The organism is Nocardioides fonticola (assembly GCF_039536805.1).
GTDB classification, from domain to species: Bacteria; Actinomycetota; Actinomycetes; order Propionibacteriales; family Nocardioidaceae; genus Nocardioides; species Nocardioides fonticola.
Window position 1 is genome coordinate 183,632 of the sequence record NZ_BAAAZH010000008.1, and the last position, 25,911, is coordinate 209,542.

Genomic DNA, 25,911 nt, shown 5'->3' on the forward strand with positions numbered 1-25,911 from the left:
CCCTCCCACGGCCCCGGGCGGTTAGGGTCTCCGGCGTGTCGGGAGTCGAACCGGGTACCGCACCCGTGCAGGTCGCAGCGCTCGACGGGTCGCCCGCCCCGCGGGTCGGCCTGCTGATCGTCAGCCACGACGGCGCCCGCTGGCTGCCCACCGTCATCGACGGCATCCGCGCCCAGCAGCGCCCGGCCGACCGGGTCGTCGCCGTCGACACCACCAGCCGCGACGGGTCCGATGCGCTGCTCGAGGACGCTTTCGGCACCGTGCTCACGGTGCCCGGGGGCACCGGCTACCCGGCCGCCGTGCGCGAGGGCCTGGCCCGGCTCGACGACGTCGACTGGGTCTGGATGCTCCACGACGACTCCACGCCCCACCCCGAGGCCCTCGCCCGGCTGCTCGCGCAGGCCGCCGCGCGCCCGGACGCCGCGGTGCTGGGCCCCAAGCTGCGCGAATGGCCCTCGCTGCGGCGCCTCCTCGAGCTCGGTGTCACGATCTCGGGCACCGGACGTCGCGAGACCGGCCTCGAGCGCGGCGAGTACGACCAGGGTCAGCACGACGAGGTGCGCCGCGTGCTCGCGGTCAACACCGCCGGCATGCTGGTGCGCCGCGACGTCCTCGACCAGCTCGGCGGCTTCGACGACCAGCTGCCCGTCTTCGGCAACGACCTCGACTTCGGGTGGCGGGCCGCCGCCGCCGGGCACACGACCCTCGTCGTCCCCGACGCCGTCGTGTTCCACGCCGAGGCCGCCCATCGCGGCATCCGCCGCACGCCGCTCACGGGCCGCCACACCCACTACCAGGAGCGCCGGGCCGCGCTCTACACGCTGCTGGCGAACAGCCGGGGCCGATGGCTGCCGCTGCAGATCCTGCGGCTCGGGTTCGGCACGCTGCTGCGGATGCTGGGCTTCCTGCTGGTGCGCCAGGTCGGTCAGGCGCTCGACGAACTGGCCGCCCTCGTCTCGGTGGTGGGCAGCCCCGGTCAGCTGCTGGCCGCCCGCCGCGCCCGCCGTGGCCGGTCGGGCCGTGCCGGGGGCGCCGGGGGCGAGGTCCGCGGTCTGCTCGCACCGTGGTGGCTGCCCTACCGCCACGGCCTCGACCTCCTCACCGATCTCGCGGACGCCGCGACCAGCCAGGCGGCCGACGTCGCCGAGCGACGGCGACTGGCCGCGGCCGAGCGCGACCCGGCGTCCTTCGCCGCGAAGCGGGTGCAGGCCCAGGCCGCCGACGACGAACTGCCCGACGACTCCGGATTCGTCGTGCGGTTCCTCACCAACCCGATCGAGGTGCTGCTGACCCTCGTCGTGCTGGCCTCGCTCATCGGCGCCCGCGCCGCCTTCGGATCGGTGGCCGGGGGCGGCCTCGCCCCGGCCCCGGCCGGAGCGGGCGACTGGTGGAGCACCTACCTGGCCTCCTGGCACCCGCTGGGGCTCGGGACGCCGGTGCCCGCACCGCCGTACCTGCTGCCGCTGGCCCTGCTCGCCAGCCTCCTCGGCGGGAGCGCCGGCCTGGCCGTCAGCGTCGTCCTCGTGGGTGCCGTGCCGGTCGGGCTGTGGGGCGCGTGGCGGTTCCTGCGGGTCGTGGGCCGTCTGGTCTCCCCGCAGGGCATGCCGCGGTGGCTGCTGCTGTGGGGAGCGGTCACCTACGCGCTCGTGCCGGTCACGAGCGGCGCGTACGGCGACGGACGACTCGGCCCCGTCGTGGCCGCGGCGCTGCTGCCCTGGCTCGCCCACGCCGCCCTGGGCTTCGCCGAGCCCGAGGCCGATCGGCGCTGGCGCGCGGCGTTCCGGGCCGGTCTGCTGCTGAGCGTCGTCACCTCGGTGACCCCGACGGCGTGGTTCTTCGCCGTCGTCCTCGGCGCCGTCGTCACCGGCCTGGCGCTGCGCATCGTGCCCGGCGCGATCGCCGACCGCTCGGCCTGGGGACCGCCGGCCACCGCGATCGCCCTGCCGGTGCTCCTGCTCCTGCCGTGGTGGCTGCCCGCGCTGCGACACCGCGCCGCCGAGGGGCTGCTCCTCGACGCCGGGCGTCCGCCCGCGCCGGCCCCGCACGGCCTCGACCTGCTCGCCGGCCGCATCGGCGACGTGGGCGCGCCCACCTGGCTCGGCGTCCTGCTCGCCGTGGCCGCCCTCGCGGCCCTGCTGCCGCGCACCAGCCGGATCCCGGTGCTGGTGTGCTGGATCGCGGCCTCGCTGGCCGCCGTCGTCGCGCTCGTCCTCTCCTGGGTCACCCTCGACCTGCCGGCGGTGTCGGTGGCCCCCGGCACCTCCTTCCTCGTCGTGGCGCTCCAGGGCGCGTTCGTGGTGGCGGCCGTGCTCGGCGCGCAGGCCCTCGTGCCGCTCCTCGACCCCACCCCGGCCCGTCGCGGCCCGCAGGCACCGGCCTGGGCCCGCACGGCGGCCGCCGTCGTCGCCGGGGTCGTCGCCCTCGTGCCCCTGGTCGGCCTGGGCTGGTTCGTCATCGGCCCCGACAACCGGCTGGGCGACGGCGTCGACTCCGGCATCCCCGCCTACATGGAGCAGGCGGTCGACCGCGGGCGGGTGCCCGGCGTCCTCGTGCTGCGCGGCAGCGTCGAGGACGGCCTGCGCTTCGACGTGCGCCGCGGTGACGGCGTGCGTCTGGGCGACGACGAGATCCTCGACCAGACCCGTGTCGACCAGAGCTTCGAGGACGCCGTGCGCACCCTCGTCTCACGTCCCTCGCCGGCCTCGGTGGCCGAGCTGGCGCGCGAGGGCATCTCCTACATCGTGCTCGCCGCCCCCGCCGACGGCGACGTCGCGGCCACCCTCGACGCCACCGGCGGGCTCGCCCAGGCCAGCGCCGAGGACCGGCGCACCCGCGCCTGGCAGATCCAGCGCGGCGTCGCCGAGGGCGACCTCACCGGCCACCGGTCGTGGCTGCGCTTGCTGCTCCTGCTCGTGCAGGGCGCGGCGCTCGTCGTCGTCGCCGTCCAGTGCGGCCCGACCCGTCGCGGCGCGTCGGGCCCCGGTGACGCCGACCCCGCGCTCGACCCCGCGCTCGACCCCGCGCTCGCCCCGGCGCTCGACCCGGCGCTCGGGCGCCGCGGACGGAGGATCCGATGACCCGCACCCCGCGCCGTCCCTCGCTCAGCCCGCTGAACCCGCTCGGCGTGCTGGCCGTCGTCCTGCCGCTGCTGACCCTGCTCGCCGGCCTGCTGACCGACGCTCGGGTCGACGACCGCACCGGGCCGCGGCCCCCGGCCACCGCCGACCTGGTGCGGGCCACGCTCGTGTGCCCCAGCGGTGCGGGCGGCGTCCTGCTCGGCACCGACGGCACGGCCAGCGGCCCGGTCCGGGTCACGGCGTCGCGCGACGACGGCCGCGACGGCGAGGGCGAGGAGGTCGACCTCGCACCCGGTCGGCTCGGCTCCCTGCCCGGCGCGGCGACCGACGCCCAGGTCGTGCTCGGCGAGGACGACCTGGCCCCCGGCCTCTTCGCCACGCGGGTCGGCAGTCCACGCCTCTCCGCGATGGACTGCCCCGCCCCCGCCGCCGACCAGTGGTTCACCGGGGTCGGCGCCGGCGCGACCCACCGGTCCGTGCTCGAGCTCACCAACCCCGACGCCGGCCCGGCGGTCGCGAGCGTCCAGGTGCTCGGCGGCGCCGGCCCTGTCGATGCTCCCCGGTTCCAGGGCATCGCCGTCCCCGGCCGCGGCACCGTGCGGCTCGACCTCGCCACGCTGCTGCCGCGACGCAGCCAGCTCGCGCTGCACGTCACCTCCGACCGCGGCCGCATCGCCGCGGCCGTCCTCGACACCTACGACGCGCTGGGGCCCACACCCGCGAGCAGCGACTACCTCCCGGGCCAGGCGGCTCCGGCCCCCACCCTGTGGCTGCTCGGCCTGCCCGGCTCCGCCGGCGGCCGGGTGCTGTCGGTGGCCAATCCCGGCACCGACGCCGTGCGCGTGACCCTCAAGCTCGTCACGCCCGACTCGGTCTTCACCCCCTCCGCGGCCCAGGAGATCGTCGTCGATCCCCAGACCATCGCGACGGTCGATCTGCGCTCGGTGCTCGACACCAAGGCCGCCGCCGACGCGTTCGGCGTCCAGGTCAACGCGACCGGCGCGGTCACCGCGTCCCTGCGATCGACCGCCGCCGACGACCTCGCCCTGACCGTGCCCGCCACCGTCGTGAGCGAGGAGACCCGCCTGGCGCTGCCGCCGGGCGACGCGCAGCTCGAGATCGCCGGGTCCACCGGCGTGGGCGTGGTGCAGGTCGTGGGGTGGACGTCGAGCGGACGGCGTGCCTTCTCCCGGTCCGTCGAGCTCGTGCCGGGCAACGGCGTCAGCCTCGACCTGCCCGCCGGCGTCCAGTCGGTCAGCCTGACCCCGGAGCGCACCACCGTGCGCGCCGCCGTCCGCGTCAGCCGGGCCGGCACCGGGCGGGGGAGCGGCACCACGGTGCTGCCCCTGCGCGAGCTCGTCCGCCGCAGCCTGGTGCCGGACGTCGCGCCGGGGCTGCCGCGGGGCTGAGGAGTTCAACCGGGCCGGTCAGCCGGGGCGGTCAGTCCGTGCCGCGGTAGCGCGGGTCGACGTCCTCGGCATCGATGCCCAGCAGCTCGGCCACCTGCTCGACCACGACGGTGCGCACGAGCGCCTCGAGGTCCGAGCGGGTCTCGCAGCGGTGCTCGATCGGGCGCCGGAAGACCACCAGCCGAGTCGGGCGCCCGGCCGTGCCGCGCACGAGCGAGGAGAGCGGCACGGTGACGCTGTCCCAGTCGTCGGGCACCTGCGGGGTGTCCTCGACGGCGTACTCGACCAGGCCGAGCCGGTCCTGCCAGCGATCGTCGATCTCGGTGACGACCGCGAGCACCAGGTCGTCGAACCGCTCCCGCGCGGTGCGCAGCTCGGGGGTGCCCGCCACCCGCGGCAGCACGCCCGGGCCCCGCATGCCGCGACCGCGACGGTCGCGGGTGCGGCGCGGCGTCGCGTCGGAGGTCCGGTCGCCGGGTGCCGCTGCGGTCATGCCGCGAGCCTAAACGGCCTGCCCGCTCCGGGCCGGTACCGTCGGGGTCGTGACCTCCACGCGCCGCTGCTCTCGCACCGCGTGCGGGCGGCCCGCGGTGATGACGCTCACCTACGTGTACGCCGATCAGACCGCGGTGCTGGGCCCGCTCGCCACCTACGCCGAGCCGCACGCCTACGACCTGTGCGAGTTCCACAGCGAGCGGCTCTCGGCCCCGCGCGGCTGGGAGGTGCTGCGTCTCGCCGTCGACCCCGCCGCGCACGGCCCGAGCGAGGACGACCTGCTCGCCCTGGCCGACGCCGTCCGCGAGGCCGCGCGGCCGCTGCGCCCGCAGCGGGTGGAGGTCGAGCCCGGCGCCGAGACCGGTCGCGAGACCGCGCGCCGCGGGCACCTGCGCGTGCTGAGCCCCGACTCCTGACCCTCGCCAGCGCGGGTGCCAGGTGCGCTCGGTGCGCCTCGCGGGGCGGCAACACCGATGTCATCGCAGGGCTATAGGGTCGGGCCCATGGCCGACACCGACGCCCTGCGCGCCGACGCACGATCCGCTGACGTCACCGCGGTCTTCAAGGCCTACGACGTGCGCGGACTCGTTCCCGAACAGCTCGACGACGACCTCGCCCGGGCCACCGGCCGGGCCTACGTCCAGGTCACCGGGGCGACCCAGGTCGTCGTCGGTCACGACATGCGGCCCAGCTCGCCCGGTCTCGCCGGTGCGTTCGCCGACGGCGCCACGAGCGCCGGCGCCGACGTCGTCATGATCGGCCTGGCCTCCACCGACCAGCTCTACTTCGCCTCCGGCCACCTCGGTCTGCCGGGGGCGATGTTCACCGCCAGCCACAACCCCGCCCAGTACAACGGCATCAAGATGTGCCGCGCCTACGCCCAGCCGATCGGCCTCGACACCGGTCTGGCCGAGATCCGCGACCTGGTGATCGCCGACCTCGCCGGCGCCGAGCACCCGCCGTCGGGCCGTATCGGCTCGATCAGCGAGCACGACGTCCTGGCCGCTTACGCCGCGCACCTGCTGTCGCTGGCTCCCGTGTCGGGGCGGCGGCTCAAGGTCGTCGTCGACGCGGGCAACGGGATGGCCGGCTACACCGCGCCCGCCGTCTTCGACCGCCTCGGCGATGACGCGGTCGAGATCGTGCCGATGTACTTCGAGCTCGACGGCACCTTCCCGAACCACGAGGCCAACCCGATCGAGGCCGAGAACCTCCGCGACCTCCAGGCCCGCGTGCTCGCCGAGGGCGCCGACATCGGCCTGGCCTTCGACGGCGACGCCGACCGCTGCTTCCTCGTCGACGAGCGCGGCGAGGCGGTCTCGCCGTCCACCCTGACGGCGCTCATCGCGGCCCGCGAGCTGGCCAAGGAGCCCGGCTCCACGGTGATCCACAACCTCATCACCAGCCGCGCGGTGCCCGAGATCGTCCGCGAGCACGGCGGCACCCCCGTGCGCACCCGGGTCGGCCACTCCTTCATCAAGGCCACCATGGCCGAGACCGACGCCGTCTTCGGCGGCGAGCACTCCGGCCACTTCTATTTCCGCGACTTCTGGCGCGCCGACTCCGGCATGCTCGCGGCGCTGCACGCGCTCGCCGCCCTGGCTGAGACCGACCAGCCGCTCTCGGCGTTGCTCGCGGCCTACGAGCGCTACCCGCTCAGCGGCGAGATCAACTCGACCGTCGACGACCCGGCCGCCGTCATCGCGCGCCTCGAGGAGCTCTACGGCTCGCGCGAGGGCGTCACCACCGACCGCCTCGACGGCCTGAGCGTCGCCCACGCCGACTGGGCCTTCAACGTGCGACCCTCGAACACCGAGCCGCTGCTGCGCCTCAACGCCGAGGGCCGCGACGCTGCCACCATGGCCGCGATCCGGGACGAGGTCCTGGCCCACATCCGCGGAGGAGACCGATGACCGAGCCGCTGCACCTCGACCCCGCCCTGCTCGAGGTGATCGTGTGCCCCGACTGCCACGGCGACCTGCGGGTCGAGGAGGCCGCGGCCGAGCTGGTGTGCACCGGCTGCGGGCTGGCCTACCCCGTGCGCGACGACATCCCGGTGCTGCTCGTCGACGAGGCCCGGCGGCCGTGATCGGGCGGTCGGCGTGACCTGGTTCGACGAAGCGCGACTCGACGACCCCGGCGCGCTCGCGCTGGTCGACCTGCGGCTGCGCACCCTGGCAGAGTCGGGCGCCCGCGTGCGCCGCGAGGCCGCCCTGGCCGCCGACGCCGTCGAGGACGCCGTCGCACGGGCCCGCGATCTCGACCGGCCCCGCGCCGTCGTCGCGGCCGGCCCGGACTCCCGTCTGCTGCGCGCCGTCCTCGAGCCGTGGTGCCCGGTGCCGTTCGTCGCCTGGCCCGGCCCGGCGCTGCCCGGATGGGCCGGCAGCCTCGACCTCGTCGTCGTGCTCGCCCCCGACGGCGACGACCCGGCGACGGCCTCCGCGGTCGCCGAGGCCGTGCGCCGCGGGTGCCAGGTCGTCGTCGCGTGTCCGCCCACCTCGCTGGTCGCCGAGCACGCCACCGGCCGCTGGACCACCCTGCTGCCCACCTCGAGCGCCGACCAGCTCGCCACCGCGGTGCTGGTGCTGCAGTTCCTGTGCCGCATCGAGCTCGGTCCGCAGACCGACGCCGAGAGCGTCGCCACCGCGATGGACGCCGTCGCCATCTCCTGCTCGCCGCACCGCGACCTCGACGTCAACCCGGCCAAGATGCTGGCGATCGCCCTGGCCGACACCAACCCGGTGCTCTGGGGCGGTTCGGCCCTCGCGGCCCGGGCCGCCCGCCGGGTCGCGGAGTCGATCCGCCGCGCCACGGGTCGTGCCGCGGTCGCCGGCGACGTCGATCAGGTGCTCCCGGTGCTCGAGGCCACCCGCGCCCGCACGGTCTTCGACGACCCGTTCGCCGACGGCTCGGGCGAGCTGCGGCCCACCCTGCTCATCCTCGACGACGGCAGCGACGACCCGGTGCTGGGCGCCCATCGCCGCCGCCTGGAGGAGACCGCGTCGGGTCGCGGCGTCCGCACCGAGTGGATCACCACCGACGAGACCGCCGCCGGTCGCAGCGAGGTCGGCCGGTACGCCTCGCTGCTGCTGACCGGCCTCTACACCGCCGAGTACCTGCGGGTGGGACTGGTCGACGACTGACGCCCCTGGGCGGCCGCGCCCGTCGGGGAGCGGTACCGGGGGAGTGAGGCACATCCCACAGTCCACCTCGGGGTGGGCTGCGGTTTCCTCTCAGGAGGGCCGGGTAGGCAGACCTCCATGCCCTCGACGACCCGGACGACCCCGACGCTCCCGAGGACCCCGAGCGCCACGGCGGCGGGTGCCACGACGCCCGCGGCACAGCCCCGCGACCCGTGGTTCGACAACGCCAAGATGGCGCTGGTCACGCTGGTCGTCGTCGGCCACTCCTGGGTGCTGCTGCCGGCCAGTCCGCAGCGCGACCACCTCTACGACTTCCTCTACGCCTGGCACGTGCCGGCGTTCGTCTTCGTCACCGGCTACCTCTCGCGCAGCTTCGCCTACACGCCGGCGCGGATGTGGCAGCTGCTGCGCACCGTCGTCGTCCCCTACGTCGTCTTCGAGGGGGCCCTCGCGCTCTTCCGGGTCTACGTCGGGGGCGAGCACCTGCAGGATCTGTTCCGCGATCCGCACTGGCCGATGTGGTACCTCTCGGCCCTCTTCTTCTGGCGGCTGCTGACCCCGGTCTTCCGGCCGCTGCCGGGGGCCGTGGCCGTGGCCGTCGCAGTGGGCGTGAGCCTGATCGCCGGCGCCTACGCCGGCGACACCCTCGACCTCGCGCGGGTGGTCGGCCTGCTGCCGTTCTTCGTGCTCGGCCTCCACGCCCGACGCGAGCACCTCGCACTGCTGCGCACCCCGCTCGCGCGGGTGGCCGGCGTCGTCGGTCTCGCCGGGGTCTTCTGGGTCACGCGGTTCACCGACCGCTTCGCCAGCACCGAGTGGCTCTACTACCGCTCGCGTTACGCGCTGCTCGACGTCAGCGACACCCACGCGATGGTGATCCGGGCGGGGGTCCTGACGGTCGGCCTGATCGGTGCCGCGTCGTTCCTGAGCCTGGTGCCGGCCGTGGGCGGCTGGTTCTCCCGGATGGGCGCGTGGACGCTCGTCGTCTACCTCTTCCACGGCTTCGCCATCAAGAGCCTCGAGTACGGCGGCTACCCCGAGCGCATCGCCGACCACCCCGGCGCCGCGTTCGTGGTCACCACCCTCGGTGCGATCGGCCTCGCGCTCCTCCTGGCCTCCCCGCCGGTGGCCCGCCGCCTCCAGCACGCCGTCGATCCGCTGGGCCTGGCCGAGCAGCGCTTCGAGCAGGCGCACGCGGCCGCCACGGCGCGGCGCCACGCCGACCGGCTGGGCCGCGAGCTGCGCGACCGGATCGCCGACGCCGACCACGCGAGGGCGGGCGGCCCACTACGCTGAGCGCGTGATCGCCGCCCCGACCCTCACGCCGGATCCCCGCACGAGCGAGCCGACCAGCGGCCGTACCGGGGCGCGGCGATGAGCGGGGGCCTGTTCGCCCTGCTCGACGACGTCGCAGCGCTCGCGAAGCTCGCGGCCGCCTCGGTCGACGACGTCGGCGCCGCCGCCGGCCGCGCGAGCGTCAAGGCCGCGGGCGTGGTCGTCGACGACACCGCCGTGACCCCCCAGTACGTGCACGGGGTCGCTGCCGAGCGCGAGCTGCCGATCATCAAGCGCATCGCCGTCGGCTCCCTGCGCAACAAGCTGCTCATCATCCTGCCCGCGGCCATGCTGCTCTCGCAGTTCCTGCCCGGTGCCCTCACGCCGATCCTCATGGCCGGCGGCACGTTCCTGTGCTTCGAGGGCGCGGAGAAGATCTGGGAGCGCCTCGGCGGCGGCCACCACGGCGAGGAGAGCCACGGCGACGCCGCTGCGGCGAGCGACCCCGCGGAGGTCGAGCGCACCCTCATCGCCGGCGCCATCCGCACCGACCTCATCCTCTCGGCCGAGATCATGGTCATCGCCCTCGACGAGGTGGCCGACCAGTCCTTCCTCGCCCGGTTGGCGATCCTGGTGGTGGTCGCGTTCGCCATCACCGTGCTCGTCTACGGCGTCGTCGCCCTCATCGTGAAGATGGACGACGTCGGCCTGCGACTCGTCGAACGCGGCACCGCCCTGGCCGGGCGCATCGGCCGGGGTCTCGTGGCCGGCATGCCGCGGCTGCTCGCCGCGATCTCGGTCGTCGGCACCGCCGCCATGCTCTGGGTGGGCGGTCACATCCTCGTCGTCGGGGCCGACGATCTGGGCTGGCACTGGCCCTACGAGACCGTGCACCACCTCGAGGAGAAGGCCCACGACGCGGTGCACGGCGCCGGGGCGGTCCTCGGCTGGCTGACCAACACCGCGGCGTCCGCGGTGGTCGGCCTGGTGGTCGGCGCGGTCGTCGTCCTCGTCATGCACCTGGTGCCGCGCCGCTCGCACTGAACGGTCGGCGGGGCCCGCCGGGAGCCCCCGCCGGAGGTCCCGCCGTCCTCGCCACCACGCCGCATGGTGTTCGGAGCCGGAGCGGCCGAGGATTCCCCATCGGCTCCACCGTCGCCCTACATTGGGAGGGTCCGCGTGGGAGATCCCTCAGATGCGCAGATGCGCGACGCAGACGCTGCGACACCCCTCATCGAGGAGAACAACCGAATGGACTTCAAGGTCGCCGACCTCTCGCTCGCCGACTACGGCCGGGCCGAGATCACCCTCGCCGAGCACGAGATGCCCGGGCTCATGGCGATGCGCGCGCGCTACGCCGAGTCCCAGCCGCTCAAGGGCGCCAAGATCGCCGGCTCCCTGCACATGACGATCCAGACCGCGGTGCTCATCGAGACGCTGGTCGCGCTCGGTGCCGACGTGCGCTGGGCCTCGTGCAACATCTTCTCCACCCAGGACCACGCCGCGGCCGCCGTCGTCGTCGGCCCGAACGGCACGCCGGAGGACCCCCAGGGCGTCCCGGTGTTCGCCTGGAAGGGCGAGACCCTCGAGGAGTACTGGGACTGCACCCAGCAGATCCTCCTGTGGCCCGACGACGAGAACGGCGACCCCCAGTTCGCCAACATGATCCTCGACGACGGCGGCGACGCCACGCTCTTCGTCCACCTCGGTCTGGACATGGAGAAGAACGGCATCGCCCCCGACCCGGCCTCGGCCACCAGCGCCGAGCAGAAGGTCATCTTCGAGGCCCTCCAGGCCAGCCTGAAGACCTCCAGCGACCGCTGGACGAACGTCGCCGAGGCGATCCGCGGCGTCACCGAGGAGACCACCACCGGCGTCCACCGCCTCTACGACATGATGCGCGAGGGCTCGCTGCTCTTCCCCGCCATCAACGTCAACGACTCGGTCACCAAGTCGAAGTTCGACAACAAGTACGGCTGCCGGCACAGCCTCGTCGACGGCATCAACCGCGCCACCGACGTCCTCATCGGCGGCAAGGTCGCGGTCGTCTGCGGCTACGGCGACGTCGGCAAGGGCAGCGCCGAGTCGCTGCGCGGCCAGGGCGCCCGCGTCATCGTCACCGAGATCGACCCCATCTGCGCCCTCCAGGCGGCGATGGACGGCTACCAGGTCTCCACCCTCGACGACGTCCTCGACATCGCCGACATCATCATCACCGCCACCGGCAACCGCGACGTCGTCACGGTCGAGCAGATGACGAAGATGAAGCACAACGCGATCCTGGGCAACATCGGCCACTTCGACAACGAGATCGACATGGCCGGCCTGGAGTCCTTCCCCGGCGTCGTGCGCAAGACGGTCAAGCCGCAGGTCGACGTGTGGACCTTCCCGGCCACCGCCGAGCGCGACGAGCACGCGATCATCGTGCTCTCCGAGGGTCGCCTCATGAACCTCGGCAACGCCACCGGCCACCCGTCGTTCGTGATGTCGAACTCCTTCACCAACCAGGTGCTCGCCCAGATCGAGCTGTTCACCAAGCCCGAGGAGTACCCGACCGGCGTCTACGTGCTGCCCAAGCACCTCGACGAGGAGGTCGCCCGGCTCCACCTCGACGCCCTCGGCGTCAAGCTCACCACCCTGAGCGAGCAGCAGGCCGCCTACCTCGGCGTCGAGGTCTCCGGCCCGTACAAGTCCGACCAGTACCGCTACTGACGCCGGACGCCGGTCGCGACCGGCATCAGCACGGCTCCGTGAGGGGCGGGTCCACCACGGTGGGCCCGCCCCTCACGCGTTCCAGCCGGACGGATGCCAAGATGGACACCATGACCCACCCCGCGACCCCGGGCAGCGCCGAGCTGCCCGTCAAGGGTCGGGTGCTCGTCGTCGACGACGACGCCTCACTGGCCGAGATGCTCACCATCGTCCTGCGCCAAGAGGGCTTCGACTCCCGCATGTGCACCCGAGGCGACCTCGCCCTGGAGGAGTTCCGCGACTACCGGCCCGACCTCGTGCTCCTCGACCTGATGCTGCCCGGACGCGACGGCATCGACGTCTGCAAGGAGATCCGCGCGGAGTCCGGCGTCCCGATCGTCATGCTCACCGCCAAGGGCGACACCGTCGACGTCGTCGTCGGGTTGGAGTCCGGCGCCGACGACTACGTCGTCAAGCCGTTCAAGCCCAAGGAGCTCATCGCGCGCATCCGGGCCCGCGTGCGCCGCCTCGAGAACGTCGCGCACCCGCAGGCCGAGACGCTCGCCATCGGCGACCTCTCGATCGACGTCGCCGGTCACCGCGTGACCCGCCAGGGCGAGCCGATCAGCCTCACCCCGCTCGAGTTCGACCTGCTCGTCTGCCTGGCCCGCAAGCCGTGGCAGGTGTTCACCCGCGAGGTGCTGCTCGAGCAGGTCTGGGGGTATCGCCACGCCGCCGACACCCGCCTGGTCAACGTGCACGTGCAGCGGCTGCGCGCCAAGGTCGAGCACGACCCCGAGAACCCCGAGATCGTCGTGACCGTCCGTGGTGTCGGATACAAGGCCGGCGGCGTCTGAGCCGGCGGCCCCGGGGGCGCGTCCCGGCCGCGCCGGCCCTGCCCGGGCCGGACGCACCGTCGCGCGCCGCGCCTGGGGTGCGGGCCTGCGCCGCACCCTGACCTTCTGGCGCCGGTCGATCCAGGCGCGGGTCGTCGTCAGCACCGTGGTGCTCTCCGCGCTCATCGTCGCCGTGGTCGGCTGGCTGCTGCTGCGCCAGACCCGCGACGGCCTCGTCGACCAGCGGGTCGACACCGCCGTGGCGGAGGCCGCGAGCGAGACCGAGGACGCCCGCACCCGGCTCACCGCCGTCCTGGGCACCGACACCGACGCCGCCGACCAGCAGAAGGATCTTGCGGCCCCGATCATCCAGCGCGGCGAGAGCCGCGGGTACGTCGTCATCCTCGCCGCTCCGCAGACCGGCGACGGCGTGGGCGGCGCGACCTACACGCCGGGCCTCGACCGCTCGAGCGTCCCGGCCGCCCTGGCGCGGCGGTTCGCGGAGCCGGGTGCGCCACCGGCGTGGACCTTCACCACGATCCGCCGCGAGATCGACGGGGTGCGCACCGCCGAGCCGGGCATCGTCGTCGGCTCCCAGCTCACCCTCCCGGCCGACTCGCGCACCTACACCCTCTACCTGCTCTTCCCGATGGAGGAGGAGCAGAAGACCCTCGCCCTGGTCACCCGGGCGCTGCTCACCGCGGGGGCGCTGCTGCTGGTGCTCGTGGCGGGGGTGGGCTGGGTCGTGACCCGCCAGGTGGTCACGCCGATCCGGATGGCCCGCCAGGTCGCCGAGCGCCTGGCCGCCGGGCGGCTCCAGGAGCGCCTGCTCGTGCGGGGGGAGGACGACCTCGCGCGACTGGCGATGTCGTTCAACCAGATGGCCACCAACCTCCAGCGTCAGATCCGCCAGCTGGAGGAGCTCAGCCGCGTCCAGCGTCGCTTCACCTCCGACGTCTCCCACGAGCTGCGCACGCCGCTGACGACGGTGCGGATGGCCGGCGACGTCCTGCACGACGCCCGCGCCGCGTTCGACCCCGTCACCGCCCGCGCCGCCGAGCTGCTCCAGACCGAGCTCGACCGGTTCGAGACCCTGCTGGTCGACCTCCTCGAGATCAGCCGCTTCGACGCCGGTGTCGTCGTGCTCGACGTCGAGGACCTCGACCTCGCCGAGGTCGCCCGGCGCACCGCGCACGCCTACCAGACCCTCGCCGACCAGCGGTCGGTGCGACTGGTCGTCGAGGCGCCCGAGGCCCCCGAGACGCCGTGCGTGGCCGAGGCCGACGGACGCCGCATCGAGCGCATCGTGCGCAACCTCGTCACCAACGCCATCGACCACGCGGGGCCCGGCACGCCCGAGCGCCCGGCGACGGTCGTGATCCGCGTGGGCGCCGACGCCGACGCCACCGCGATCTCCGTGCGCGACTTCGGCGTCGGTCTCGCGCCGGGGGAGGCCGCCATGGTGTTCAACCGGTTCTGGCGCGCCGACCCGGCCCGCGCCCGCACCACCGGCGGGACCGGTCTCGGACTCGCCATCGCACTCGAGGACGCCACCCTGCACGGCGGATGGCTCCAGGCGTGGGGACGCACGGGCCAGGGCGCCCTCTTCCGCCTCACGCTGCCGCGCTACGTGCGCGGCCCGCTGCGCCGCAGTCCGCTGCCGCTCGTGCCCGACGACGTCACGGAGCCGGTCGCGTGACGCGGCACCTCCGTCGCGCCCGCGGCCGCCGTCACGCCGCCGCGCTCGTCGTCCTCGCCCTGACGGTGCTCCTCGCCGCGGGCTGCGTGCGGGTGCCCGAGAGCGGGCCGATCCGCTCGACCGGCACGGTGCCCGGCGACGTCCTGGCCGAAGGCGTGCCGGCGATCGACCCCGAGCCGCCCACCCCGGGGGCGGGTCCCGGTGAGATCGTCCGCGGCTTCCTCGACGCGATGCAGGCCAGTCCGGTCTCCACGACCGTGGCCAAGGAGTACCTCACGCCCGACGCACGCGCCTCGTGGCAACCCGAGCGCAGCACGATCGTCTACGCCGACCGCAGCGAGCCGACCGGTACCAGCCAGATCGAGGTGCGCCTCACCGACGCCGACCGGTACGACGCCGCCGGCGCGTGGCGCGGTCGCCTCGACCCCGCGGCCGCGGTGCTGCGCTTCCGGCTCGCCTACGTCGACGGCGAGTTCCGCATCGCCGACCCCCCGAACGCGCTCGTCGTCGTGCGCAGCTGGTTCGAGCCGCGGTTCACCCCGGCCGACCTCTACTTCTTCGACCCGGCGGGTCGCACGTTCGTGCCCGAGCCCGTCGTCGCGCCGGTGGGGGAGAGCCGGGCGAGCATGCTCGTGCGGGCCCTGCTGCGCGGCCCGGCGCCGGGTCTGTCCGGGGTCGAGCAGACCTTCATCCCCGCGGGGCTCGAGCTCGCGCTCTCGGTACCGGTCGATGCTCAGGGGCTGGCGCGCGTGGCGCTGACCGGCGAGGTGCCCCCGATGTCGGCCGAGCAGACGGCCCTCATGGTCGCCCAACTCGCCTGGACGATGCGCCAGGATCCCCGCGTGCTGGCGGTGCAGGTCGTGCTCAACGGCACGCTGCTGCGGATGGCCGGGGGCGCCGACCGGGTCGAGGTCGGCACCGGCTCCTCCTTCGACGCCGGCAGTGCCGATGCCAGCGGCGTCCTCTACGGCCTGCTGGACGGCCGCCTGGTCGCCGGCCCCGCCGACTCCCTCGACCTGCTCGACGGTCCGCTCAGCCGGCCCGGTCGCGGGCTGCGCTCGGTTGCGGTCGCTCTCGACGGCGCCTCCGCGGCCGCCGTCACCGGCGACGGCACGCGGCTGCTCACCGGCCCGACCCGCTCGGGCACGCTCACCCCGGTCACCGACCGCGCCTCTGGCGCCGACCTGCTGCCGCCCGCCTGGACCGTCGGCGGACGCCTGTGGGACGTCGACCGGGCGGGTGGCCGGGCGGTCGTGCTCACCGGCCGCGGCGGGTCGGCGGCGCCGCTGAAGGAGGTCACCGTGCCCGGCGTCAGCGGTGCCGACGTCCGACGGATGCTGGTCTCGCGCGACGGCTCGCGCATCGTCGCCATCGTGGGCACCGGCGACCGGTCGCGCCTCGTGGTCGCCCGCGTGGCCGCCAGCGCCGACGACCGCATCCTGCGGGTGCTGCCCGCCCGCACGCTGCCGACCGACGACCAGCCCGGCCGCATCCTCGACGTCGCCTGGTACTCCGACAACGCCCTCGCGGTGCTGCGCCGGATCGGCGACGGCCTCACGCGGGTCGACACCATCGGCGTCGACGGGTCGCCCACCGGCGCGCAGGGCCTGAGCACGACCGTCACCGGCGGACGCTCCCTCGTCGGCTCCCCGGACCCGAGCCAGGCGCTCTACGCGCTGACCGCCGACGAACTGGTCGACCTGAGTCGGGCCGGCCGCGGCACCCGGCTGCCGCGGGGCGGCGTCGCCGCGTTCACCTACGTCGGCTGAGCGCCGGCCACGGCCCGTCCCCTCCACAGGGCCGCCGCCGCCCGGTTGCCGCCGCTCCCGCGAGGTGGTGGCATCGGCGGAGTGGAGGGGCGGGAGGCGACGGCGCGCGGACGCACCGCCGGCTGGCTCGGCGACGCCGCCCGCGATCTCGTGCGCGGCGAGCACTGCGTGTTCTGCCGAACCCCCGGCCGTGCCTGGTGCCGCGCCTGTCGCCGTCGGGTGCTCGCGCTGACCCTCGACCCGCCGACCGCCGCCGCACTCGACCTGCCGGTGCCGGCCCGGGCGATGCTCGCCTACCCCGACATCGCGCCCGCCGTGCTGGCCCACAAGGAGCGCGGTGTCCTCGCACTGGCCGCTCCGCTGGGCGACCTGCTCGCCCGCGCCGTCGACGACCTCGCGCCGCCCGGTGCGCCGCTCCTGCTGGTCGGCGTCCCCTCCCGTCCGGGCTCGGTCCGGGCACGAGGCCACGACCCGATGGCCCGCATCGTCACCCGGGCCGCCCGGTCGCTCCGAGGGCAGCGGCCGGTGCGGGCGGCGCCGCTGCTGGCGACCCGCCCCGGTCTGCGCGATCAGGGCGAGCTCGACGTCGAGGCGCGGTCGGCCAACCTGGCCGGGGCGTTCTGGTGTCCCGCCCGCGGTCTGCGCCGAGCGGCCCGGGGCGGCACGGCGGGCTACGCGGTCGTGTGCGACGACGTCCTCACCACCGGCAGCACCGTGCGCGAGGCGCACCGCGCCCTGACCGCGGTGGGGGTGCCGGTGCTCGGCATCGCGGCGATCGCGGTGACCCCGCGACGCCGTCCGCCCTCCCCGCCGCGGCAGGCGAGCCCGGCGGATGCGCCATCGGCCGATCGGTCGACGAAGAACCACCTGTGAGGACGGCAGGAGAGTGCCGAGGTCCCTTCCGTCCGCACCCCGATGCGCCTATCGTCTCGTCATGGAGTCCGTTCGGGTCCGTGGTTGCGTCGTCGGGGCGCGCCGGCGAGTCCGGACGCCCCCGCGGCAAGCCGATGCCAGTCGCAGGCGAAACGGTCCACGTAAGGCGCGAGCCGGGGTCACCCGGGTCCGCCGATCACGGTGCGGCTTAGACGTAAGTCCTGCCTCGTCCCGGCCATCAGATATGGCCGGCGCCGGGAGAAGGCCGGTAGTGGCGCCCAGAGTGGCAGATGAGCTGCGGAAGCCTCAGCAGGCGATTGTGGGGTCGAAGACCAGGTCGGCCGGACGGACTCCATCCACACGGGTACGCGGCGGCGTGCGCGGGACGCAGGTCCCGGGCGCGCCGCCGTCGTCGTCATCAGGGACGACGTACGCCCGACGCCACCAACACCGCGCCATGGCGGCGCGCTAGGGAGGTTCTCATGGAAGTTGTCGTCACCGGACGCCACTGCGAGATCAAGGACTCGTTCCGACAGCACGTCTCCGAGAAGCTCGCTCGGCTGGAGAAGCACGACCATCGCATCATGCGGGTCCACGTCGAGGTGGACTGCGAACCCAACCCCCGTCAGCACGACCACGCCGTCCACGTCGAGCTCACCGCCTTCTCCAAGGGGCCGGTCATCCGGGCCGAGGCGGCCGCCGACGACAAGATGGGCGCCCTCGACCTCGCGGTCGACAAGATGGCCGCCCAGATGCGGCGCGCCGCCGACCGGCGTCGCGTCCACCGCGGACGCCGTACCCCGGTCTCGGTGGGCCAGGCGCTCGCCGACGTGGGCCCGCTCCTGACCGAGGTCATGGAGGAGGAGCCGGTGCTCGAGCGCCAGGTCGGTCCGATCACGGTCACCGGCGACGGTCCGCTCATCGTGCGGGAGAAGACCCACCTCGCCGCGCCGATGACCCTCGACCAGGCCCTCTACGAGATGGAGCTGGTCGGCCACGACTTCTACCTCTTCGTCGACAAGGAGAGCGAGCGCCCCTCGGTCGTCTACCGGCGTCGCGGCTACGACTACGGCGTGATCGCGCTGGAGGTCGACGGCTGAGTCCCGGCTGAGTCCCTGCCGGGGCCGACCGGCCCCGGCAGCCCTCGTCACGGTGCCCCGTAGTCCCAACGGACTACGGGGCACCGGCGGTTTCTGGCCCGCGGGCGTCCGTGAGGGGCCCGGACGTGCCATGATGCGCCCGTGACGTCCGAGCCGCTCCCCGCCGATCAGATCCGTGTCGTCGTCGTCGACGACCAGGAGCTCTTCCGGCGAGGGCTCACCATGCTGCTCGGCGTCGAGGAGGGCATCGAGGTCGTCGGCGAGGCCGGCGACGGCGTCGAGGGCACCTCGCTGGCCGCGGCCACCGCGCCCGACGTCGTCCTGCTCGACATCCGGATGCCCAAGCGCACCGGCATCGAGGCCTGCCTGGCGATCAAGGAGGCCGTGCCGGCCGCCAAGATCATCATGCTGACGGTCTCCGACGAGGAGGCCGACCTGTACGAGGCCGTCAAGAGCGGTGCCTCGGGCTACCTGCTCAAGGACTCCTCGATCGAGGAGGTCGCCCAGGCGATCCGCGTGGTCGCCGACGGGCAGTCGCTCATCTCGCCCTCGATGGCGGTCAAGCTCATCGACGAGTTCAAGCAGATGAGCCGCCCCGAGCGCTCCCACGTGCCCGGCCTGCGCCTGACCGAGCGCGAGCTCGAGGTGCTGCGCCTGGTGGCCCGCGGCATGAACAACCGCGAGATCGCCAAGGAGCTGTTCATCTCCGAGAACACCGTGAAGAACCACGTGCGCAACATCTTGGAGAAGCTCCAGCTGCACTCGCGCATGGAGGCGGTCATGTACGCGGTCAAGGAGAAGCTGCTCGACCTGCCGTGATCGGCTCCTCGCACCATCGGCGCCGCATGCTTGAGTACCGCCCGTGACCGAGCAGCTGTCCCGCGCGCAGGCCCGGCGGATCGCCCTGGCGGCCCAGGGCTTCTGCGACCGGCCGCACGACCCGCCGACGATGCGCACCCTGGTGCGAACGGTCGAGCGCACCGGCGTCCTCCAGGTCGACTCGGTCAACGTGCTCCAGCGGGCCCACTACATGCCGCTGTACTCCCGCATGGGCCCCTACGACCCCGACCTGCTGCGTCGCGCGGCGGAGAGCAGGCCGCGGCGCCTGGTCGAGTACTGGGCCCATGTGCAGGCGCTCATGCCGGTCGATCTGTGGCCGGTGATGGCCCATCGGATGGAGCACTACCGGGCCCAGCAGGGCAAGTGGTGGCGCGAGGTGCCGGCCGATCTCGCCGACCGGGTACGCGACGACGTCGCCGCCCACGGTCCCTCCACCGCCCGCGAGGTCTCGGCGCGCCTGGGCCACGACGGCGTCCGCAGCCGCGAGCACTGGGGCTGGAACTGGTCGGAGGCCCGCAAGGCGCTCGACCTCCTCTACATGAGCGGCGATCTGGCCGTCGCCGGCCGCAACCAGCAGTTCGAGCTGCGCTACGACGTGCCCGAGCGGGTGCTCCCGCCCGAGATCCTCGCGCGGCCGGCGCTGTCGGCCGACGACGCCGAACGCGAGCTCGTGCGCCGAGCGGCGCGCAGTCACGGGGTCGCCACCTTGCCCTGCCTGCGCGACTACTACCGCCTGCCCGACCTGGCCCGCACCCGCGCGGCGGTGGCCGACCTCCTCGAGGCGGGCGAACTGATCGAGGTGGCGGTCGAGGGGTGGTCGCGACCGGCCTACCTCCACGCCGAGGCCCGACGTCCGCGCCGCGTCGGGGCGCGGGCGCTGCTGAGCCCGTTCGACCCCGTGGTCTGGGAGCGGGAGCGCGCCCTGCGGCTCTTCGGCTTCCACTACCGCATCGAGATCTACGTGCCGCCCGCCGACCGGGTGCACGGCTACTACGTGCTGCCCTTCCTCCTCGGCGACCGCCTCGTGGCCCGGGTCGACCTCAAGGCCGACCGGCGCGCCGGCGTCCTGCTGGTGCCGGGGGCGTTCGGCGAGGACGACGCGCCCCCCGACACCGCCGCCGAGCTGGCCCTCGAACTGCGGCGGCTCGCGGGATGGCTCGGCCTCGACGACGTCGTGGTGGGGGAGCGCGGCGACCTCGCCGTCCCGCTGCGGATGGAACTCGCCGCGGGTGCCGACCCCGTCGCGTAGGTGCGCGCCACCACCCGTGGGTAGAGTGGTGAGGCCTGCCAACCTGCTAGGAGTGTCTTCGCTGTGCCCGTGATTCTCGACAAGCTCCTCCGTATCGGAGAGGGCAAGATCATCCGCCAGCTCGAGGGCATCGCCCAGGCGGTCAACGCCATCGAGGACGACTTCGTCAAGATGACCGACGACGAGCTCCGCGGCATGACGGCGGAGTTCAAGGAGCGCTACGCCAACGGCGAGTCCCTCGACGACCTCATGCCCGAGGCGTTCGCGACCGTGCGTGAGGCCGCCCAGCGGGTCATCGGCCAGCGGCACTACGACGTCCAGATCATGGGTGGAGCGGCCCTGCACCTCGGCAACATCGCCGAGATGAAGACCGGTGAGGGCAAGACCCTCGTCGCGACGCTGCCCTCCTACCTCAACGCCATCTCCGGCAAGGGCGTGCACGTCGTCACCGTCAACGACTACCTGGCGAAGTACCAGTCGGAGATGATGGGCCGCGTCCACCACTTCCTGGGCCTGACCACCGGGGTGATCCTCCCTGAGATGCGTCCCGATGCGCGGCGCGAGGCCTACAACTGCGACATCACCTACGGCACCAACAACGAGCTCGGCTTCGACTACCTGCGCGACAACATGGCCTCCTCGATCGAGGAGTGCGTGCAGCGCGGCCACAACTTCGCCGTCGTCGACGAGGTCGACTCGATCCTCATCGACGAGGCGCGCACGCCGCTCATCATCAGCGGTCCCACGCAGGACGAGGTGAAGTGGTACGCCGAGTTCGCGAAGCTGACCCGTCGCCTCGAGCGCGACGTCGACTACGAGGTCGACGAGAAGAAGCGCACCATCTCGGTGCTCGAGCCCGGCATCACCAAGGTCGAGGACTACCTCGGCATCGAGAACCTCTACGAGTCAGCGAACACCCCGCTCATCTCGTTCCTGAACAACTCCATCAAGGCCAAGGAGCTGTTCCGCAACGACAAGGAGTACGTCGTCATGAACGGCGAGGTGCTCATCGTCGACGAGCACACCGGCCGCATGCTCGCCGGTCGCCGCTACAACGACGGCCTCCACCAGGCGATCGAGGCCAAGGAGGGCGTGCAGGTCCGCGAGGAGTACCAGACGCTGGCCACCGTCACCCTCCAGAACTACTTCCGCCTCTACGACAAGCTGTCCGGCATGACCGGTACGGCCATGACCGAGGCCTCGGAGTTCGACAAGATCTACGGCCTCGGCGTGGTGCCGATCCGCACCAACAAGCCGATGCTGCGCATCGACCAGGCCGACCTCGTCTACCGCACCGAGGAGGCGAAGTACGAGGCGGTCGCCGAGGACATCCGCGCCCGGCACGAGAAGGGCCAGCCGATCCTCGTCGGCACCGTCTCGGTCGAGAAGTCGGAGTACCTCTCGGCCAAGCTCAAGCAGCTCGGCATCCCGCACTCGGTGCTCAACGCGAAGGTGCACGCCGACGAGGCGAAGATCGTCGCGATGGCCGGTCACAAGGGCGCGGTCACGGTCGCCACCAACATGGCCGGCCGCGGTACCGACATCATGCTCGGTGGCTCGGTGGAGTTCCTCGCCGACCAGGAGCTGCGCAAGCGGGGCCTGGAGCCGGCGGGCGAGACCGCCGACGAGTACGAGGCCGCCTGGCCGGGCACCGTCGAGAAGGTCAAGGCCCAGGTCGCGGCCGAGCACGACGAGGTCAAGGAGCTCGGCGGTCTCTACGTGATCGGCACCGAGCGACACGAGTCGCGCCGCATCGACAACCAGCTCCGCGGTCGTTCCGGCCGTCAGGGCGACCCCGGCGAGTCGCGCTTCTACCTCTCGCTCCAAGACGAGCTCATGCGGCTGTTCAAGTCCGACTGGGTCGACCGGGTGCTCCAGGTGCTGCGCATCCCCGACGACGTCCCGATCGAGAACAAGCGCGTCACCAACGCGATCGCCAACGCCCAGGGCCAGGTCGAGTCGCAGAACTTCGAGTCGCGCAAGAACGTGCTCAAGTACGACGACGTCATGGACCGCCAGCGCAAGGTGATCTACGCCGAGCGCCGCCAGGTGCTCGAGGGCGCCGACCTCAAGGAGCAGGTGCGGGGCTTCATCGACGACGTCGTCACCGGGTACGTCACCGGCGCCACCCAGGACTTCGCCGAGCAGTGGGACCTCGACCAGCTGTGGACCGACCTGCGCCAGCTATGGCCGGTCAGCCACACCGTCGCCCAGGTCGAGGAGGCCGCGGGCGGGCGCGAGGGCATCGAGCGCGACGAGCTCATCGCCCTGCTGCAGGAGGACGCCCACGCCGCTTACGACGCCCGTGAGGCGACGATGGGCGAGGAGGTCATGCGCGAGCTCGAGCGCCGCGTGCTGCTCTCGGTCCTCGACCGCAAGTGGCGCGAGCACCTCTACGAGATGGACTACCTGCGCGAGGGCATCTACCTGCGCGCCTACTCCCAGCGCGACCCGCTCGTGGAGTACCAGCGCGAGGGCTTCGACATGTTCGCCGCGATGATGGACGGCATCAAGGAGGAGACCGTCGGGTTCCTCTTCAACCTCGAGGTGACCGTCGAGGAGGAGCCCGAGGGGATCGTGCCGGTCGAGGAGTCCCTCGAGGGCGCCCCGCAGATCAAGGCGAAGGGTCTCGACCAGCCGAGCACGCCGCAGCAGCTGGCCTACTCGGCGCCGACGGAGTCCGGCCAGACCGAGGTGCGCACCGAGGCCGTGGAGGATCCCTTCGCCGGCACCGGCCGCAACGAGAAATGCCCGTGCGGCTCGGGCAAGAAGTTCAAGCAGTGCCACGGCGCGCAGGGCGGTCCGACCGGCCTGACCGCCCGCGTCAACGGCTGAACCGCCGCGGCGATCACGACACGCGTCACGACGCAGGAAGGCCCCGGACCGATCGGTCCGGGGCCTTTCCTCGTCCGTGCGGCGCGGCCGGATCAGGCGAACTCCAGGGCCGTGCACACCCACCGCTCCTGGCGCAGCTCGAAGCGCGCCGCCACCGCCCGGCAGCGTTCGCCGTAGCGCACCCGTGCGGCGACCTCCAGCACGCCGCGGCGCACGGTGTGGGGGTGCAGGCTCATGATCGTAGGGGCCAGCGCCGCACGGCCGTGCTCGCCGGGGTGACGTCCGGCGGCCCGGGCGACCAGCTGCCCGCGACGATCGAGGTCGGCGTGCACCTCGCGCGTCGTCCAGCGCAGCAGCTGGCTGGAGGGGCGGGCCCCGCCTGCGATCTCGACCGCGGCCTGGAGGTAGCGGCGCGCCCAGCGCTCGCCGTCGCGCTGGAGGCGTCGCATCGCCTCGCCGCCCTCGAGGTCGGTGAGGGTGATGACCGGCGCCGGACGTGCGTCGACGAGCTCGGTGCGCAGGCTCTCCTCGATGCCGAGATCGAGGGCGAGGGTGCCCTGCACCGGCGCGAAGGGCACCGGACGGCGCAGGGCGACGACCCGGCCCCCGGCGGTCCGGTCGGGAGCCGTCGTCGGGACGACGGTGGGGTCGGTGGGGGCGTCGGTGCGGGTGCCGGTGCGGGCGAACTGCTGTCGGGTGGTCATCGCGGGGTCCTTCCGAGAGAGGCGGGCAGGGTGAGGTCGGTTCCGGGCAGGAGGAGGTCGGGATCGGCGCCGATGTGGGCGGCGTTCGCCCGGTAGAGCGCGGGCCATGCCGCGGCGATCGCGGCGTCGTCGGCGCTCGGGCCGAGGAGGTCGGCCGCGATCGACCACAGGCTCTCGCCGGGGCGCACCCGGTGCCGGCCGCCCTCCGGGCGCACCTCGGCCGGGGCGGTGGACGGGCCGGTGGTCGGGGCGGTGGTCGGTGCGGGGTGCGGGGAGGCCGGGGAGGTCGGGGAGATGGCCGCGGGCGTGCGGGACGGCGTCGATGGCGGGCCCGCCGACGGGCCCGACGGCGGGCCCGCCGACGGGCGGGGGACGCCGTGGGAGGACGGGGTGCGCGGCAGCACCGGCAGCGGCAGGCCGTCGAGATCGACGGCGGCGGCCGGGGTGGCCTGCGCGCTCACCGGCAGGCCGGGGCGCCCGGGGTCGCCGGGGTCGCCCGCGGCCGGGCCGCCGGAGGCGGCTCCGGCCGGCACCGCCAGACCCAGGCCGAGCCCAGTACCGACCGCGACGCCGCACAGGGCCAGGACGGCCCGGCGCAGACCCGCCGGCGCACGCCGGCTCCAGCGGCCGCCCACAGGGCGTCGGCGGAGGGCGTCGATCGCGACGGCGGTGACGCACAGCCACAGCCACACCAGGCAGGCGAGCAGGGCGAGGGTCGCGAGCAGGACGATCGCCGCGCTCACGGGATCGGCGGTGCCGGGGTCGCGGGGGAGCGAGGTCACCAGCGCACGGGCGGCGAGGAGAGCAGCCCCCGTGGCGGCGATGAGCACCGTGCAGCAGCGAAGGATCCGCATGGACAACCCCGAGATCGTGTCGTTTGCGTCTGTTTGCTTCAGTCAACGCCTCGATGTGGCCGTCGTCAACGGTTGCTCCACAGGTTTCCCGCGCCGCTGAGCGGGCAGGCGAGCGCCATGAGCGACGTCGGTGGCGCGAGCGGTCCGGGCGGCCCCGGCGGCCCGGAGTCCGGATGGTCGCGGCTGTGGGACGTGCTCACCGACCTGGAACACCACGCGGAGGCCCTCTACGACGCCGAGCGCGGGCTCGACCTGCTCGACCGCGCGCAGAGCGAGTACGCCCAGGTGACGCTCGCGGGGAGGCTGCTCGCCTCGGTCGGTACCGAGGTCGCCGTCGACGTCCTGGGCATGGGGTGGCTCGCGGGCCGACTCGAGCGGGCCGCCGCCGGATGGCTGCACCTGGCCCGCGCCGACCGCGACTGGGTGGTGCCCTACGCCGCGGTGCGCGCCGTCGGCGGGGCGTCGCCCCGGGCGGTGCCCGAGGTGGCCTGGTCGCCGCTGGCCCGGCTCGGCTGGGCCTCGTTCCTGCGCCGGCTCTCGGCCTCCCGGACGCCGTGCGCGCTCTTCCGCTCCGACGGCGGGCGGCTCGATGGCGTCCTCACCCGCATCGGCGCCGACTTCGTCGAGCTGCGCTCACGCGAGACGGTGCTGGTGCCGACGTCGGCGATCGTCGCGGTGGCGAGCAGCGAGGCCTGACGGCTCCGGCGCACCGGTGATGCCAGGCTCAGGTCGCCTCGAGGTCGTAGGGCGGACGCTCGCCCTCGAGGAGCGGCTGGAGCCCTGCGGGGACGTCGTCGTCCTCGCCGTCGATGTCCTCCATCGCCTCGATGATGTGCTTGCGCACGATCTGGCGGGGGTCGAGGTCGCGCAGCTCGAGGTCGGCGTACTCGGGTCCGAGCTCGCTGCGCAGCTCGTCGCGGGCCGACTGCGCCATCTTGCGGGCCTGGTTGAGCATGCGCGCGGCCTGGCGGGCCACATCGGGCAGGCGCTCGGGGCCGAAGACCACCATCGCGACGACGCCGATGACGCCGAGCTCCAGGAAGCCGATACCGAACACGGGAC

22 protein-coding genes are annotated in these 25,911 nt (G+C 73.8%); 18 read left to right on the top strand and 4 right to left on the bottom strand.

The window, feature by feature from the left end:
• Positions 1 to 35: 35 nt before the first annotated feature.
• Entirely contained in the window at positions 36 to 3,077 is a 3,042-nt protein-coding gene (locus ABD671_RS05120) for a glycosyltransferase (RefSeq protein WP_344732171.1), read from the top strand.
• Positions 3,074 to 4,486: a DUF5719 family protein gene (locus ABD671_RS05125; protein WP_344732172.1), complete on the top strand. Its 1,413-nt coding sequence runs from the start codon at positions 3,074 to 3,076 to the stop codon at positions 4,484 to 4,486. Before ABD671_RS05120 ends, ABD671_RS05125 begins: the two co-directional genes overlap by 4 nt.
• Positions 4,487 to 4,517: 31 nt before the next feature.
• On the opposite strand, the gene ABD671_RS05130 is transcribed toward ABD671_RS05125, so the two are convergent.
• The gene (locus tag ABD671_RS05130) at positions 4,518 to 4,979 is read right to left on the bottom strand and encodes a metallopeptidase family protein (RefSeq protein ID WP_344732173.1); all 462 of its coding nucleotides are present in this window, start codon (positions 4,977 to 4,979) and stop codon (positions 4,518 to 4,520) included.
• 49 nt (positions 4,980 to 5,028) lie between these two features.
• On the opposite strand from ABD671_RS05130, the gene ABD671_RS05135 reads away from it, so the two are divergent.
• From ABD671_RS05135 to secA, 15 genes are all read left to right on the top strand, one after another.
• Positions 5,029 to 5,397: a DUF3499 domain-containing protein gene (locus ABD671_RS05135; protein WP_344732175.1), complete on the top strand. Its 369-nt coding sequence runs from the start codon at positions 5,029 to 5,031 to the stop codon at positions 5,395 to 5,397.
• Between the two features lie 87 nt (positions 5,398 to 5,484).
• Entirely contained in the window at positions 5,485 to 6,894 is a 1,410-nt protein-coding gene (locus ABD671_RS05140; RefSeq protein ID WP_344732176.1) for a phosphomannomutase/phosphoglucomutase, read from the top strand.
• Positions 6,891 to 7,070 carry a Trm112 family protein gene (locus tag ABD671_RS05145; protein WP_425574881.1) on the top strand — a complete coding sequence of 60 codons (180 nt, stop codon included), beginning with the start codon at positions 6,891 to 6,893 and terminating at the stop codon, positions 7,068 to 7,070. Before ABD671_RS05140 ends, ABD671_RS05145 begins: the two co-directional genes overlap by 4 nt.
• Positions 7,071 to 7,083: 13 nt before the next feature.
• Positions 7,084 to 8,124, top strand: a complete 1,041-nt coding sequence (locus ABD671_RS05150; protein ID WP_344732177.1) for a phosphoheptose isomerase family protein — start codon at positions 7,084 to 7,086, stop codon at positions 8,122 to 8,124.
• A 117-nt stretch (positions 8,125 to 8,241) separates the two neighbouring features.
• The gene (locus tag ABD671_RS05155; RefSeq protein ID WP_344732178.1) at positions 8,242 to 9,420 is read left to right on the top strand and encodes an acyltransferase family protein; all 1,179 of its coding nucleotides are present in this window, start codon (positions 8,242 to 8,244) and stop codon (positions 9,418 to 9,420) included.
• A 78-nt stretch (positions 9,421 to 9,498) separates the two neighbouring features.
• Positions 9,499 to 10,443 (top strand): DUF808 domain-containing protein, encoded by a 945-nt coding sequence (locus tag ABD671_RS05160; protein ID WP_344732179.1) that lies wholly within the window; start codon positions 9,499 to 9,501, stop codon positions 10,441 to 10,443.
• 207 nt (positions 10,444 to 10,650) lie between these two features.
• The gene (gene ahcY, locus ABD671_RS05165; protein ID WP_425574886.1) at positions 10,651 to 12,111 is read left to right on the top strand and encodes an adenosylhomocysteinase; all 1,461 of its coding nucleotides are present in this window, start codon (positions 10,651 to 10,653) and stop codon (positions 12,109 to 12,111) included.
• A 101-nt stretch (positions 12,112 to 12,212) separates the two neighbouring features.
• On the top strand, positions 12,213 to 12,947 hold the full coding sequence (gene mtrA, locus ABD671_RS05170; protein ID WP_425574882.1) for an MtrAB system response regulator MtrA: 735 nt from the start codon (positions 12,213 to 12,215) through the stop codon (positions 12,945 to 12,947).
• Positions 12,919 to 14,625 (top strand): MtrAB system histidine kinase MtrB, encoded by a 1,707-nt coding sequence (gene mtrB / locus ABD671_RS05175; RefSeq protein WP_344732182.1) that lies wholly within the window; start codon positions 12,919 to 12,921, stop codon positions 14,623 to 14,625. The genes mtrA and mtrB overlap by 29 nt, the downstream gene beginning before the upstream one ends.
• A complete protein-coding gene (locus ABD671_RS05180; protein ID WP_344732183.1) occupies positions 14,622 to 16,394 on the top strand; it encodes an LpqB family beta-propeller domain-containing protein in 1,773 nt (590 codons plus the stop codon). The genes mtrB and ABD671_RS05180 overlap by 4 nt, the downstream gene beginning before the upstream one ends.
• An 81-nt stretch (positions 16,395 to 16,475) precedes the next feature.
• Positions 16,476 to 17,267: a ComF family protein gene (locus tag ABD671_RS05185; protein WP_344732184.1), complete on the top strand. Its 792-nt coding sequence runs from the start codon at positions 16,476 to 16,478 to the stop codon at positions 17,265 to 17,267.
• Positions 17,268 to 17,749: 482 nt separating this feature from the next.
• Complete coding sequence (gene hpf, locus ABD671_RS05190; RefSeq protein WP_344732185.1) at positions 17,750 to 18,367, top strand: ribosome hibernation-promoting factor, HPF/YfiA family; 618 nt, start codon at positions 17,750 to 17,752, stop codon at positions 18,365 to 18,367.
• A gap of 141 nt (positions 18,368 to 18,508) precedes the next feature.
• Positions 18,509 to 19,186, top strand: a complete 678-nt coding sequence (locus ABD671_RS05195) for a response regulator (RefSeq protein ID WP_344732186.1) — start codon at positions 18,509 to 18,511, stop codon at positions 19,184 to 19,186.
• A 43-nt stretch (positions 19,187 to 19,229) separates the two neighbouring features.
• Positions 19,230 to 20,456 (top strand): winged helix-turn-helix domain-containing protein, encoded by a 1,227-nt coding sequence (locus ABD671_RS05200; RefSeq protein ID WP_344732187.1) that lies wholly within the window; start codon positions 19,230 to 19,232, stop codon positions 20,454 to 20,456.
• Between the two features lie 63 nt (positions 20,457 to 20,519).
• Positions 20,520 to 23,291: a preprotein translocase subunit SecA gene (secA, locus tag ABD671_RS05205; RefSeq protein ID WP_344732188.1), complete on the top strand. Its 2,772-nt coding sequence runs from the start codon at positions 20,520 to 20,522 to the stop codon at positions 23,289 to 23,291.
• A gap of 92 nt (positions 23,292 to 23,383) precedes the next feature.
• On the opposite strand, the gene ABD671_RS05210 is transcribed toward secA, so the two are convergent.
• Together ABD671_RS05210 and ABD671_RS05215 are read right to left on the bottom strand one after the other, a co-directional pair.
• On the bottom strand, positions 23,384 to 23,995 hold the full coding sequence (locus ABD671_RS05210; protein WP_344732189.1) for an Rv3235 family protein: 612 nt from the start codon (positions 23,993 to 23,995) through the stop codon (positions 23,384 to 23,386).
• Complete coding sequence (locus ABD671_RS05215) at positions 23,992 to 24,849, bottom strand: LysM peptidoglycan-binding domain-containing protein (protein WP_344732190.1); 858 nt, start codon at positions 24,847 to 24,849, stop codon at positions 23,992 to 23,994. The genes ABD671_RS05210 and ABD671_RS05215 overlap by 4 nt, the downstream gene beginning before the upstream one ends.
• A gap of 117 nt (positions 24,850 to 24,966) precedes the next feature.
• Between ABD671_RS05215 and ABD671_RS05220 the strand changes: the two genes are divergently transcribed.
• Positions 24,967 to 25,545: a hypothetical protein gene (locus ABD671_RS05220; RefSeq protein ID WP_344732191.1), complete on the top strand. Its 579-nt coding sequence runs from the start codon at positions 24,967 to 24,969 to the stop codon at positions 25,543 to 25,545.
• 28 nt (positions 25,546 to 25,573) lie between these two features.
• On the opposite strand, the gene ABD671_RS05225 is transcribed toward ABD671_RS05220, so the two are convergent.
• On the bottom strand, positions 25,574 to 25,906 hold the full coding sequence (locus tag ABD671_RS05225) for a sec-independent translocase (RefSeq protein ID WP_344732192.1): 333 nt from the start codon (positions 25,904 to 25,906) through the stop codon (positions 25,574 to 25,576).
• Between the last annotated feature and the right edge of the window lie 5 nt (positions 25,907 to 25,911).

Excerpts from the sequence above, each read along its gene's own strand:
- ABD671_RS05125 (WP_344732172.1), top strand. The coding sequence starts at position 3,074 with ATGACCCGCACCCCGCGCCGTCCCTCGCTCAGCCCGCTGAACCCGCTC.
- ABD671_RS05130 (WP_344732173.1), bottom strand. The coding sequence starts at position 4,979 with ATGACCGCAGCGGCACCCGGCGACCGGACCTCCGACGCGACGCCGCGC.
- ABD671_RS05140 (WP_344732176.1), top strand. The coding sequence starts at position 5,485 with ATGGCCGACACCGACGCCCTGCGCGCCGACGCACGATCCGCTGACGTC.
- ABD671_RS05145 (WP_425574881.1), top strand. The coding sequence starts at position 6,891 with ATGACCGAGCCGCTGCACCTCGACCCCGCCCTGCTCGAGGTGATCGTG.
- ABD671_RS05155 (WP_344732178.1), top strand. The coding sequence starts at position 8,242 with ATGCCCTCGACGACCCGGACGACCCCGACGCTCCCGAGGACCCCGAGC.
- ABD671_RS05160 (WP_344732179.1), top strand. The coding sequence starts at position 9,499 with ATGAGCGGGGGCCTGTTCGCCCTGCTCGACGACGTCGCAGCGCTCGCG.
- ahcY (WP_425574886.1), top strand. The coding sequence starts at position 10,651 with ATGGACTTCAAGGTCGCCGACCTCTCGCTCGCCGACTACGGCCGGGCC.
- mtrA (WP_425574882.1), top strand. The coding sequence starts at position 12,213 with ATGGACACCATGACCCACCCCGCGACCCCGGGCAGCGCCGAGCTGCCC.
- hpf (WP_344732185.1), top strand. The coding sequence starts at position 17,750 with ATGGAAGTTGTCGTCACCGGACGCCACTGCGAGATCAAGGACTCGTTC.
- ABD671_RS05210 (WP_344732189.1), bottom strand. The coding sequence starts at position 23,995 with ATGACCACCCGACAGCAGTTCGCCCGCACCGGCACCCGCACCGACGCC.
- ABD671_RS05215 (WP_344732190.1), bottom strand. The coding sequence starts at position 24,849 with ATGCGGATCCTTCGCTGCTGCACGGTGCTCATCGCCGCCACGGGGGCT.
- ABD671_RS05220 (WP_344732191.1), top strand. The coding sequence starts at position 24,967 with ATGAGCGACGTCGGTGGCGCGAGCGGTCCGGGCGGCCCCGGCGGCCCG.